We start from the raw sequence: 12,730 nt of genomic DNA on the forward strand, positions 1-12,730 counted from the left end.
CGTACGGCATCGGGGCGGGTGGGGGCAACTACCCCCTCAACGCCTCCTCCACGGCCCGGGCCACCCCCGCCGCCCGCTCCCCCGGCAAAGGTGCTCCCGAGTCCGTCACGTAGAACGCGTCCACCGCGTTCGCGCCCAGCGTCGACGCGTGGGCGCTGCGGACCTCTACCCCCGCCGACTCCAGCGCCCGGCCGATGCGGTGCAGCAGGCCCGGGGCGTCCTGGGCCCGCACCTCGATCACCGTCGCGAGGCGGGAGCCCGCCGATGCCACCGTGACGCGAGGCGGTGGCGCGACCGTGCCCCGGCGCCTGGGGTACGCCGCGTCCCGTTCGGCGAGGCGCCCCGCGATGTCCAGCGAACCCTCCAGGGCCCGCACCAGATCCGCCCGCAGTCGCGCGGCCTGCGGCAGCGACCCGTACTCCGCGGCGACCCACCAGTTCAGGAGCAGCACGGAGCCATCGCCCCCGGTGGGCACCCCCATCCCCCGGAACTCCGCGGTCCGCACCGCGAGCCGGTGCATGGCGAGCACCCCCGCGACCGCGGACAGCACGCCGGGCTGTTCCGGCACCGCGATGACCAGCTCCACGCCCAGCGGCTCAGGGCCCCCGGACGCCTCCGAAGCCGCGTCCCCCGGCCCCTCCGTCTGCGCCCGCAGCGCGAGCACCGGCCCACCCGTGCGGAACGCCTCCACCGCGAGCCGCTCCTGCTCGGCGGTCGGAGCGACGTCCTCCGTGCCCTCCGGCTCGTCCCCCGACAGCACCGCCCCGACCCGCTTCACCAGGTCGGCGACGAGCGAACCCCGCCACGTGGACCAGGCCGCGGGCCCGGTGGCCAGTGCGTCCGCCTCCGTCAGGGCGTGCAGCAGTTCCAAGGTCCCCGCCGAACCCACCGCGTCCGCGACCGACCGCACCGTGGCCGGGTCATCGAGGTCACGCCGCGTGGCCGTCTCGATCAGAAGGAGGTGGTGGCGCACCAAGGTCGCGAGGACGGCCACGTCCCCCCGGTCGAACCCGATCCGGGCGGCGACGTCACGGGCGATGATCTCCCCGGCCACCGAGTGGTCCCCCGGCCAGCCCTTCCCGATGTCGTGCAGCAGCCCGGCCACAAGCAGCAGGTCGGGCCGACCCACCCGGCGCGTCAGCTCGGCCGCCTGCACCGCCGTCTCCACCAGGTGCCGGTCGACCGTCCACGTGTGGACGGCATTGCGCTGCGGCCGGCACCGCACCCGCTCCCAGTCGGGCAGCAGCCGGGTGATCAGCCCCTCGGCCTCCAGCGCCTCCCACACCTCGACCGTCGGACGCCCCGCTCCGAGGAGCGTCACCAGCTGCTCCCGGGCCTCCGCGGGCCACGGCGTGGGCAGCGGCCGCACCGCGGCGGCCATCCTGCGCACCGCGTGCAGCGACAGCGGCAGCCCCGCCTGGGCCGCAGCCGCGGCGGCCCGCAGCGGCAGCACGGGATCCCGCTCGGGCCGGGCCGCCCGGGCGAGGACGACCTCCCCGTCCTGTTCCACGACCCCCTCGGCCAGCGGCGACCGCTCGGCCGCCGCCCCCTTGCCGCCGCCCAGCATGGCCCGCAGCCGGGGCCGCACGGACCGGGACCGCAGCACCCGGCCCACCTCGCGCCACGTCACATCACTCGCGTACGAAACGGTGCGCGCGGCCTCGTACACCTGTCGCAGCAAGGTGTCCGCGTCCAACAGGCCCAGATCGGCGGCGACTTGATCCTGCTCCTGAAGAGCGAGCCGGTCCGTGGCGCGCCCCGTGGTCAGATGCAGCGCGTCCCGCACGTCCAGCAAACGACGCCGGGCATCGGCGAGCCCCTCCCGCGGCGCGTCCGCGAGCCACGAGGCGGCGACGGCCCGCAGCGCGGTCGCGTCCCGGAGGCCACCCCGGGCCTCCTTCAGGTCCGGCTCCAGGAGATAGCTCAACTCCCCCTGCCGCTCGGCCCGTTCCTCGCACAGCTCGCGCAGCTCCGGCAGCCGCTTCGGCGCGAGGTTCCGCCAGTCGGCGAGCACGGCCGTACGCAATCCGGCGGTCAGCCCGAGATCGCCCACGACGTGCCGCGCGTCAAGCAGACCCAGCTGCACCTTGAGGTCCTCGCCGGCGGTCTTGCGTGCCTCCGCGGGCGTACGCACGGAGTGGTCGAGCGCGAGCCCGAGGTCCCAGATGGGGTACCAGATGCGGTCCGCGAGGGCCGCCACCTCGCCGGCGTCCACGCTGCCGTCGTGCAGCAACAGCAGGTCGAGATCGCTGCGCGGCGAGAGCTCGCCCCTGCCGTACCCGCCCACGGCCACCAGTGCGGCCCCCCGCGGCGCACCCGCGGCCGTGAACAGTCCGGTCAGCCAGTCGTCCGTGAGGTCGGCGAGGGCCGAACGGCGCGGCGGCCCGGACTGCGCCTCCCCTTGAAGGAGGCGCAGCCGGGCCGCCGCATAGCCGCTGGGTCCGGAGTCTTCCGAGTCCGATTCACCACGTACATCCACACTCGTCACCCAGCAGCTCCTGTCAGTCCCGCTCAGTCCCGCTCAGTTCCGCTCAGTTCGCCCAGCCCTGGTCCGACCCGGGCTCAGAGCGCATCCGGTCCGCGCTCGCCGGTCCGCACCCGGACCGCCGTCTCGACCGGGACGCTCCAGACCTTGCCGTCCCCGATCTTGCCGGTTCGGGCGGCCTTCACCACGACATCCACGAGTTGTTCGGCGTCGTCGTCCTCGACCAGGACCTCGATCCGGATCTTCGGCACGAGGTCGACGGTGTACTCCGCGCCACGGTAGACCTCGGTGTGACCGCGCTGGCGGCCGTAGCCGCTGGCCTCGGTGACGGTCAGGCCCTGGACTCCGAAGGCCTGGAGGGCCTCCTTGATCTCGTCGAGCCGGTGCGGCTTGACGACCGCGGTGATGAGCTTCATGCGTCCACCCTCTTGTTCTTCTCGTTCGCAGCCTTGCCGGCCTCCTGGACCGGGCCCGGCACAGCGGCGGTACGGGGCGCCGTGCCACCGCCCGCGCCGCTGAAGTCGTACGCGGTCTCGGCGTGCTGCACCTGGTCGATGCCCCCGACCTCCTCGTCCTCGCTGACCCGCATCCCGATGGTCTTGTCGACCAGGAAGGCGAGGATCGCGGACGCGATCATGGAGTACGCGAGGACGGCGCCGACTCCGGCGGCCTGCTTGCCCAGCTGATCGAGGCCGCCGCCGTAGAAGAGGCCCTTGGCGTCGGACTGGACGCCACCGGTGGCGAAGAAGCCGACGAGCAGCGAGCCCACGACACCGCCGACGAGGTGGACGCCGACGACGTCGAGGGAGTCGTCGTAGCCGAACTTGAACTTCAGGCCGACGGCCATGGCGCAGAGCAGACCGGCGATGGCACCGATGGCGATCGCGCCGAGCGGCGAGCAGGAGCCGCCGGACGGGGTGATCGCGACGAGACCGGCGACGGCACCCGAAGCGGCACCGAGCGTGGTGAACGCGCCGTGCCGGATCTTCTCGTAGGCGAGCCAGGCCAGCATGGCCGCGGCGGTGGCGACCTGCGTGTTCAGGAACATCATCGCGCCGACGCCGTCGTCGTTGCCCAGCCACGATCCGGCGTTGAAGCCGAACCAGCCGAACCACAGGAGTGCGGCGCCGAGCATGACGAGCGGCAGGCTGTGCGGCCGCATCGGGTCCTTCTTGAAGCCGACGCGCTTGCCGATGACCAGGATCACGCCGAGCGCGGCGGCACCGGCGTTGATGTGCACGGCCGTGCCACCGGCGAAGTCGATGACGCCGAGCTCGAAGGCCCAGCCGCCCGTGCCCCACACCCAGTGCGCGACCGGGAAGTAGACGACCGTGGCCCAGAGCGCGACGAACAGCGCCCAGGCGGTGAACTTCACGCGGTCGGCGAGCGCGCCGCTGATCAGCGCGGGCGTGATGATCGCGAACATCAGCTGGAAGACCGCGAAGACGTAGACCGGGATGGTGTAGCCGTCCCACAGCTCGGTCAGGCCTATGCCGCTCAGCCCGACGTAGTCGGACGACCAGCCGAAGAGGCTGCCGTGGTCGGTGCCGAACGCGATGGAGAAGCCGTACAGCACCCAGAGGATGGTGACGATCCCCAGACTGATGAAGCTCATCATCAGCATGTTCAGCGTGCTCTTGACGCGGACCATGCCTCCGTAGAAGAAGGCGAGTCCCGGCGTCATGAGCATCACCAGGGCGGAACAGATGAGCATGAACCCTGTGTTGGCGGCAGACAGCTGCGGGGCGTCTGCGGCGATCGTGATGCCTGGGGGCATCGGCGTCTCCTCGTCGTCGTATGCGGCCCGTGCGGGCGGGGCAAGAGGGGGTGGGCCGTTATGCGCCATGAGATTGGCCCAGCGCCGTTTCGGGGGGCGCCCCTCGATGTTTCGCCGCAGTGACGAAGAGGTCGTGCGTGTTACGCGTCCATGAACTGCCGGGTCAGGCGGGGCGCGATTTCATACCCTGCGCACACAACGCAAACCGACCGCGGCGGCCATCCGATTGACCTGGCGTGGGGGAGCCGAGTCGGGCAGTTCGGGATGGACCGGCCGCGGCCGGAGTTCTGGTGGGGCGCCGTCAGACCGCCTCCGCGGTTTCCGGCATGTCGATGGCGAGCTGGTCGGTCAGCTGCACGACCTCGGCGAGGTCGCCGAAGTCCCGCACGGCGGTGTCCACGGTCTTGCGGAGGCGGGTGTTGACCCGCTCGGAGCGGACCTTCTTGGCGATGGTGAGGGCCTCGTGCGCGAGGACCGTGCTCTGCTCGGGCTCGCGCTGGAGCAGGTGGACCGTGGCCATCCCGATGAGGTTCAGGGCATACGAACGCTGGTGCTCGGAGTCCTTGCCGAAGAGGTCGACGGCGCGCTCCATGACGGGCTCGGCGAGCGAGGCGTACGTGGGGCTGCGGCCCGCCACATAGGCCAGGTCACGGAACGAGTGGGCGTTCTCGCCGTTCAGCTCGGCCTCGGAGAAGAAGCGGATCCAGTCGGGCTCGGGCTCGTCGAAGTCGGCGGCGTCGGCGAAGGTGTCCTCGGCCATGCGCACGGCCCGCTTGCACTTGCCGGGCTGGCCCATGCTGGCGTAGGCGCGGGCCTCCATCGCATACAGCATGGCCTGGGTGCGCGGGCTCGCGCAGTCACGGCTGCCGTACTGCGCGAGATGGATGAGTTCGAGCGCGTCGTCGGGCCGCCCGAGGTGGATCATCTGGCGGCTCATGCTGGAGAGGATGTACGAACCGAGGGGCTTCTCGCCGGCTTCCTTCGCGGCGTGCAGGGCCAGCACGAAGTACTTCTGGGCGGTGGGCTGGAGCCCGACGTCATAGCTCATCCAGCCGGCCAGTTCGGCCAGCTCGCCCGCGACCTTGAAGAGCCGCTTGGACGTGGCTTCCGGCTGGGGCTCCTGCAACAGGTCCGTCACCTCGTGCAGTTGGCCGACGACCGCCTTGCGCCGCAGTCCGCCGCCGCACTGGGCGTCCCACTGCCGGAACATCACGGTCGTGGACTCCAGGAGGTCGAGCTCCGGTTTGGAGAGCCGTCCGGGCCTGCGGGACGGGACGGGCGGCTCCGGGTCGCCGACCGGGGACGTCGGCCCCGGGACCAGCCAGCGCTGCATGGGCTCGATGAGGGAGGGGCCCGCGGAGAGCGCGAGCGAGGTGCCGAGGAAGCCGCGCCGGGCCAGCATCAGGTCGCTGCGCGAGAACTCGCTGATGAGCGCGACGGTCTGGGGTCCGGTCCAGGGCAGGTCGACGCCCGAGACGGAGGGCGACTGGTGCGCGGCGCGCAGCCCGAGGTCCTCGACCGCCACGACGCAGCCGAACCGCTCGGAGAACAGCTCGGAGAGGATGCGCGGGATGGGCTCGCGAGGATTCTCGCCGTCCAGCCAGCGGCGCACCCGGGAGGTGTCGGTGGAGATGTGGTGCGCACCCAACTGCCGGGCCCTGCGGTTCACTTGGCGCGCCAGCTCGCCCTTCGACCAGCCACTGCGCACGAACCAGGAATTGAGCAGCTCGTTGGGGCGCTTCTCAGCGTTCGCACCACTTCCGCCATTGCCGCCCACTGGAACGCCCCCATCCCTCAAGACACTTATCGCGCGGTCTCACGCCAAGCCCTACCAGAATGCCGCGCGGTGCGGCTCTCCGTCCGGAGAACGTCACCCATCGAACAGGAAACCGACTTGCCTCCGGCATACCCACGAGTGCACGGCATTCGAGGTCCGTGTACTGAAAGTAATCCTACGATCACCCCTCCGGCGAGGGCGATCGCGGAAACGCCACCATTCGCCACCCCTTCGAATGAACTCCTGCCCCGCGACAAGCGATTGACTTGACAGTGGACGACCGAAGGTAGGCGGAAGGGAGCACTTGGGGGCGTGAATGTCAGGGCGCACCCCCCTGGGACCGCCGGGCGACCGCACAAGAACGCAGGGTCACGATCCGATTCCGTCACGTAACCACACTGCGCTCGACCCGTTGGAGGGGGCATGGGCTTCACGATCGGCGGCATCCGGGGAACCGACAAGCCTCGCACCGGTTCACGGCGGCGCGGCCGCACGTCGGACTGCACAGCGGTGGCCGAGTACACCGGGCTGTGGGGATGGGCCGCGGTCCCCGGTGCTCGCGCCCTGGACGGCCGCTGCTCCTGTGGTGCGGCCGCCTGCGCGGCCCCCGGCGCCCACCCCCTGGAGTTCGCGCCCGAGGTCCCCGCCGGGGCGACGCTCGACGAAGTGAGCGAGGCCTGGGCGCAGTTCCCGGGCTCCGCCGTACTGCTGCCCGTGGGCCGCGCCTTCGACGTCATCGAGGTGGCCGAGGCGGCCGGACGCAGGGCGCTGGTCCGCCTGGAGCGCATGGGCCTGCCGCTGGGCCCGGTGGCGGCGACGCCCGACGGCCGCGCGCACTTCTTCGTCGCCCCCGGCGCCGCCGTCGAACTCCCCCAGCTGCTCTACCGCATGGGCTGGGACGACGCCGGCATCGACCTGCACGGCCTGGGTCCTGGCACGCACGTCACGGCCCCGCCGTCCGACCGCGGGGGCCTCGGCCCGGTCCGCTGGCTCCGCCCCCCGGACCTCGACTCGGCGACCCATCCCCCGCAGGCACGGCTCGTCCTGGGGACCCTGGCGTACGTGGCCCACCGCTCACCGGCGTAGTCACCGCCCGCACACGGAAATGCCCCACCCCGGCTGCACCCCGGGGTGGGGCATTTCTTCGCGTACGGCGAGAAGGCGGCTGCCTACTCGCCGATCAGCGCGTCCACGAACGCCTCCGGCTCGAACGGCGCCAGGTCGTCCGCGCCCTCGCCGAGGCCGATCAGCTTCACCGGCACGCCCAGCTCGCGCTGGACCGCCACGACGATGCCGCCCTTGGCCGTGCCGTCCAGCTTCGTCAGGACGATGCCGGTGATGTCCACGACCTCGGCGAAGACCCGCGCCTGCACCAGGCCGTTCTGCCCGGTCGTGGCGTCCAGGACGAGCAGCACCTCGTCCAGCGGCGCGTGCTTCTCGACGACGCGCTTGACCTTGCCGAGCTCGTCCATCAGGCCGGTCTTGGTGTGCAGGCGCCCCGCGGTGTCGATGAGGACGACGTCGGCGCCCTCCGCGATGCCCTCCTTGACCGCGTCGAAGGCGATCGACGCCGGGTCGCCGCCCTCGGGGCCGCGGACCGTGCGTGCGCCGACGCGATCGCCCCAGGTCTGCAGCTGGTCGGCGGCGGCCGCGCGGAACGTGTCGGCCGCGCCGAGGACCACGGAGCGGCCGTCGGCGACCAGGACACGGGCGAGCTTGCCGGTGGTGGTGGTCTTGCCGGTGCCGTTCACGCCGACGACCATCACGATGCCGGGCGTCTCCAGGCCCGACTCGGTCTTGACCGTGCGGTCGAAGTCCGGGCCGACCAGCGCGACCAGCTCCTCGCGCAGCAGCGTGCGCAGGTCGTCCGGGGTGCGGGTGCCGAGCACGCGGACGCGCTCGCGGAGCCGCTCGACCAGTTCCTGGGTGGGGGCGACGCCGACGTCGGCGGTGAGGAGCGTGTCCTCGATCTCCTCCCACGTGTCCTCGTCCAGGTGCTCGCGGGAGAGGAGCGTGAGCAGCCCCTTGCCGAGTGCGTTCTGCGAGCGCGAGAGACGCGAGCGCAGCCGGACCAGGCGACCTGCCGTGGGCTCCGGGGTCTCGATCTCCGGTGCGGCCGGTTCTTCGACGACCACGGGGGCCGACGCCGACGGCTCGGCGAGCGGGAGTTCCACCTCCTCGATCGTGCGGCGCGGTTCGTCGCGCGGCGTCTCGGCCTCGTCGCCGACGTGCGGCTCGGCCGGAGGGGCGGTGATGGTGGGCGTGGACGACGGGGCCTGCGGCGGCAGCTGCTTCTTCTTGCGGCTGCCGATCACGAGCCCGCCGAGCGCGCCGATCACGACCACGGCGATGACTACAGCAAGGATGACGATTTCCATAACTCACCCAGTATCAGCCATGGGGGCAACAGGGGCCCAAGCTGTAGCTTCCTCCAAAGAACATAAGCTCATAGAGGGCACTACTCGGACTAAAGTACGATGGAGCTCTCCGCATCAACGCGCGTAGAGTCCAACCCGATCACCCCCACGGACGGATCGCGGCGTTGCGATCCGAGCGAGAGGCACGGACCCCACCCCATGAGCACCACCGCCGAAAACGAAGGCGCCCTGGAGACACGCGGCCTCGAGCCCGTCCCCGACTCCGAGCGCACCGGCCGGACCCGCGAGCTGTTCCCCACCTGGGTGGCGGCCAACATCAGCGTCCTGCTGCTCACCATGGGCGCCGGTCTCATCGTGACGAACGGCCTGAACTTCTGGCAGGCCCTGGTGGTCGCCCTCGTCTCGCCCCTCCTCAGCTACGGCCTGGTCGGTCTGATCTCCATCGCGGGCAAGCGCGGCGGCTCCCCCGGCATGACGCTCTCGCGCGCGGTCTTCGGCCAGCGCGGCAACCTCTTCCCGGGCGCACTGATCTGGGTCGCCCGCTGGGGCTGGGAGACGATCAACGCGGTCACGGGCGCGTACGCGATCATCACCGTCCTGGACATCTGCTTCGGCGTGAAGTCCAGCAAGTGGCTGACGGTCGTGACGCTGATCGCCTTCGTCGCCTGCACGTTCGTCATCAGCGGCCTGGGCCGCAAGGTGCTGCACGTCTGCAACACGTGGGCGACGTACCTCTTCGGCGCGTTCAGCGTCCTCGTGCTGGTCTACCTGGTGGCCAACACCCCCTGGTCGGACGTCTTCTCGCAGTCCGCGGGCTCCACCGCGGCGATGGTCGCGGGCGTCGGCGTGATCGCCGCGGGCGGCATCAGCTGGGTCCCCACGGGCCCCGACTTCACGCGCTACCTCCCGCGCAACGCCTCCGGCAAGGCTCTGGTGGGCAACGCGATCGGCGGCGCCGGCATCGTCGTCGTCCCGATGGTCCTGATGGGCGCCGTCATGGCGGTCAGCACGCCGAGCCTCTCCAAGGCCTCGGACCCGGTCTCCTTCCTCGGCCAGCTCCTGCCGACGTGGATCGCGGTGCCGTATCTCGTGATGGCCGTGATCGGCATGCTGCTGATCAACTCGATGTCGATGTACTCCGCGGGCTTCACCGCGATGACGCTCGGCATCAAGGTCCCGCGCGCCTGGGCCGTCTCCATCAACGCCATCATCAGCCTGGTCTTCGGCTACCTCCTGATGAACGTGGCCACCAGCTTCATCGGTTCGTTCATCTCCTTCCTGACGCTGCTCGCGGTCGCGTTCTCCGCCTGGATCGGCGTCTTCGGCGTCGACATGCTGAGCAGGAAGACGTACGACGCCGAGGCGCTGATGGACACCAGGCGCACCAGCGCGTACTGGTACAAGGCGGGCTTCGCCTGGCAGGCCATGAGCGCGTGGGCGATCGCCCTGGTGATGGGCCTGCTCTTCACGAAGGTCGACTGGTTCAGCGGCCCGCTCGCCACCTCCTGGATCGGCCGCAACGGCCTGGGCTGGCTCGCCACGATCCTCATCGCCGCCGCCCTGTACGCGGTTCTTCCGAGGACCCCGGCCGCCGTGACTCCCGAGAGCCCGAAGGGCAACGGCGAGGGCGAGACCGAGCTGGTCTCGGCCTGATCCGGAGCAACTGCCCCCGGACACTGGTCATCTGACACTGCGTCATCTAACGTCCCTCTTCGCCCGCCCATGGTGAAGGGGGACGTTTTCCATGCCCGTCACAGTCGTACGCTTCAACCTCGTCGATCCGGATGCGACGCCCGGCTCCCTGAGCGACCGCTACAAGGCCGCACTGGAGATGTCCACGTACGCGGATGACCGGGGCATCTCCACCGTGCAGACCGAGGAACACCACGGCGTCGGCAACAACTGGCTGCCCTCGCCCTTCACTTTCGCCGGCGCGGTCTTCGGCGCGACCCGGCGCATCGCGGTCACGGTCTCCGCGATCATCGGCCCGCTGCACGATCCGCTGCGGCTCGCCGAGGACATCGCCGTACTCGACCTGCTCAGCGGCGGCCGTCTCGTCACGGTGGCGGGGATCGGCTACCGGCCCGAGGAGTACGAGGCGTTCGGCGTCGACTGGAAGCGGCGCGGAAAGCTCCAGGACGAGCTCCTGGAGACCCTGTTGCAGGCGTGGACGGGCGAGCCCTTCGAATTCCGCGGCCGCACCGCGCGCGTCACCCCGCGTCCGTACACCCAGCCGCATCCGATGCTCCTGGTCGGCGGCTCCTCGCAGGCGGCGGCCCGTCGCGCGGCCCGGCTCGGCCTGCCGTTCTTCCCCAGCGCCCATCTGCCGGAGCTCGAGGCCTACTACAACGAACGCCTCGCGGAGTACGGCACCAAGGGCTGGACCATGATGCCCGCCGCCGAGACGCCGCTGCTGCACATCGCGGACGACCCGGACCGCACCTGGGCCGAGCACGGCGAGCACTTCCTGCACGAGGCCCGTACGTACGCCTCCTGGCAGTCCAAGGACATCCGCTCAGCCGTGAAGTCCGGCGCCACCACGGTCGAGGAGCTGCGCGCCGAGGGCGTCTACCGCGTCCTGACGCCCGACGAGTGCGTGGCGTACGTGCAGGACGGTGCCGCCAATCTCGTGCTGCATCCGCTCTCCGGCGGGATGCCGGTCGACGAGGGATGGCGCAGCCTGCACCACTTCTGCGAAAACGTACTGCCCCGGCTCAAGGAATAGGTCCTTGAACCGGGGCAGCTTCCTCAGAGGAGGGGCAGCGGGGATTAGCCCATCTCCTCCAGGGTCTTGCCCTTCGTCTCCTTGACGAACTTCATGACGAAGGGGATCGAGATCACGGCGAAGGCGCCGTAGATGATGTACGAGCCGGTCAGGCTCCACTCGGACATGCTCGGGAACGTCTTGGTGATCGCGAAGTTCGCGAGCCACTGGGCCGACGCGGCCACACCGAGGGCGGCGGCGCGGATCCGGTTCGGGAAGATCTCACCGAGCAGCACCCAGACCACCACGCCCCAGGAGAGGGCGAAGAAGAGCACGAAGGCGTTGGCGGCGATGATCGCGGTCAGGCCCTGCGCGTTCGGCAGCGAGACGTTGTCGCCGGAGCCGGTGCGGTACGAAAACGCCCAGGCGCAGGTGAAGAGCGCGAGCGCCATGCCGGCGGAGCCGATGATGGCCAGCGGCTTGCGGCCGATGCGGTCGACGAAGACCATCGCGATGACCGTGCCGATGATGTTCACGATCGACGTCTCGAACGAGTACAGGAACGAGCTGCTCGGGTCCTTGCCGATCGACTGCCACAGCTGGTTCGAGTAGTAGAAGATCACGTTGATGCCGACGAGCTGCTGGAACACCGAGAGGCCGATGCCGATCCAGACGATCGGCAGGAAGCCGACCTTGCCGAGCAGGTCCTTGAACGAGGACTTGTGCTCGCGGCGCATGCCCTCCTCGATCTCGGAGACGCGCGCGTCCAGGTCGATGTTGGTGCCCTCGACCTCGCCGAGCACCTTCTTCGCCTCGACGTTGCGGCCGACCGAGATCAGGAAGCGCGGCGACTCGGGGATGGCGAAGGAGAGCAGCCCGTAGAGGAGGGCCGGGATGACCATGACGCCGAGCATCAGCTGCCAGGCCTCCAGGCCAAGGAGCTCGCCGCGCTGGTCGCCGTCGGCGACGTTGAGGATGCCCCAGTTGACCAGCTGGGAGACGGCGATGCCGATGACGATCGCGGCCTGCTGGAAGGAGGCGAGGCGGCCTCGGTACGCGGGCGGGGCGACCTCGGCGATGTAGGCCGGGCCGATGACGGACGCCATGCCGATGCCGATGCCGCCGATGAAGCGCCACATCGTCAGGTCCCACGCCGCGAACGGCAGGGCCGATCCGACGGCGCTCGCCGCGAAGAGGACGGCGGCGATCTGCATGCAGCGGATGCGGCCGATGCGGTCGGCGATCCGTCCGGCGATCGCGGCACCGACGGCACAGCCGAGCAGCGCGGTCGCGATGATCCAGCCGAGCATGTTGGCGTCGACGTCGAAACGGTGCTGGATGGCGACGGTGGCGCCATTGATCACCGAGCTGTCGTAACCGAAAAGGAAGCCACCCATCGCGGCTGCCGCCGTAATGAAGATGACATGGCCGAGATGGTCCGGGTGGGCCTCTCTGCCGTGGCCGGGCTGCGGCGCCTTCGTTGTGCTGGTCACATGGACTCCTCGGGCCACCGGCAGCATCGCCGGGGGTGGGGGTGAGCACTTCAAGTGGCGCACAACTTCACGCCGCCCACCACCTGAAGGTAAAAGCAACGTTGCAGAGACTATGC

The 12,730-nt window shown here is 70.5% G+C and carries 9 protein-coding genes; 3 read left to right on the forward strand and 6 right to left on the reverse strand.

Going from position 1 to position 12,730, the window contains the following annotated elements; genetic code table 11:
* Positions 1-28: 28 nt before the first annotated feature.
* The 4 genes from AB0E78_RS28355 to AB0E78_RS28370 all read right to left on the reverse strand — a co-directional run bounded on the left by AB0E78_RS28355 (position 29) and on the right by AB0E78_RS28370 (position 6,039).
* Entirely contained in the window at positions 29-2,488 is a 2,460-nt protein-coding gene (locus AB0E78_RS28355) for a [protein-PII] uridylyltransferase (RefSeq protein WP_361838061.1), read from the reverse strand.
* A 74-nt stretch (positions 2,489-2,562) separates the two neighbouring features.
* Positions 2,563-2,901, reverse strand: coding sequence for a P-II family nitrogen regulator (locus AB0E78_RS28360; protein WP_249587501.1), 339 nt, complete (start codon positions 2,899-2,901; stop codon positions 2,563-2,565).
* Positions 2,898-4,262 (reverse strand): ammonium transporter, encoded by a 1,365-nt coding sequence (locus tag AB0E78_RS28365; protein ID WP_361838064.1) that lies wholly within the window; start codon positions 4,260-4,262, stop codon positions 2,898-2,900. Before AB0E78_RS28365 ends, AB0E78_RS28360 begins: the two co-directional genes overlap by 4 nt.
* Positions 4,263-4,563: 301 nt before the next feature.
* The gene (locus AB0E78_RS28370; RefSeq protein WP_361838067.1) at positions 4,564-6,039 is read right to left on the reverse strand and encodes a hypothetical protein; all 1,476 of its coding nucleotides are present in this window, start codon (positions 6,037-6,039) and stop codon (positions 4,564-4,566) included.
* Positions 6,040-6,462: 423 nt separating this feature from the next.
* On the opposite strand from AB0E78_RS28370, the gene AB0E78_RS28375 reads away from it, so the two are divergent.
* Positions 6,463-7,125, forward strand: a complete 663-nt coding sequence (locus AB0E78_RS28375; protein WP_361838070.1) for a bifunctional DNA primase/polymerase — start codon at positions 6,463-6,465, stop codon at positions 7,123-7,125.
* A gap of 83 nt (positions 7,126-7,208) precedes the next feature.
* Here the strand turns inward: AB0E78_RS28375 and ftsY are convergent, their stop codons facing one another.
* Complete coding sequence (gene ftsY / locus AB0E78_RS28380) at positions 7,209-8,417, reverse strand: signal recognition particle-docking protein FtsY (RefSeq protein WP_361838073.1); 1,209 nt, start codon at positions 8,415-8,417, stop codon at positions 7,209-7,211.
* Between the two features lie 198 nt (positions 8,418-8,615).
* On the opposite strand from ftsY, the gene AB0E78_RS28385 reads away from it, so the two are divergent.
* Both AB0E78_RS28385 and AB0E78_RS28390 read left to right on the forward strand, forming a co-directional pair.
* On the forward strand, positions 8,616-10,070 hold the full coding sequence (locus tag AB0E78_RS28385; protein ID WP_361838076.1) for a cytosine permease: 1,455 nt from the start codon (positions 8,616-8,618) through the stop codon (positions 10,068-10,070).
* A 91-nt stretch (positions 10,071-10,161) separates the two neighbouring features.
* Positions 10,162-11,142 (forward strand): LLM class flavin-dependent oxidoreductase, encoded by a 981-nt coding sequence (locus tag AB0E78_RS28390; protein WP_361838079.1) that lies wholly within the window; start codon positions 10,162-10,164, stop codon positions 11,140-11,142.
* 44 nt (positions 11,143-11,186) lie between these two features.
* Here AB0E78_RS28390 and AB0E78_RS28395 read toward each other — a convergent pair whose 3' ends face one another.
* Positions 11,187-12,614, reverse strand: a complete 1,428-nt coding sequence (locus AB0E78_RS28395) for a sugar porter family MFS transporter (protein WP_361838082.1) — start codon at positions 12,612-12,614, stop codon at positions 11,187-11,189.
* Between the last annotated feature and the right edge of the window lie 116 nt (positions 12,615-12,730).

Origin of the sequence: Streptomyces sp. NPDC032198 (assembly GCF_040636975.1) — a bacterium.
Taxonomy (GTDB): domain Bacteria; phylum Actinomycetota; class Actinomycetes; order Streptomycetales; family Streptomycetaceae; genus Streptomyces.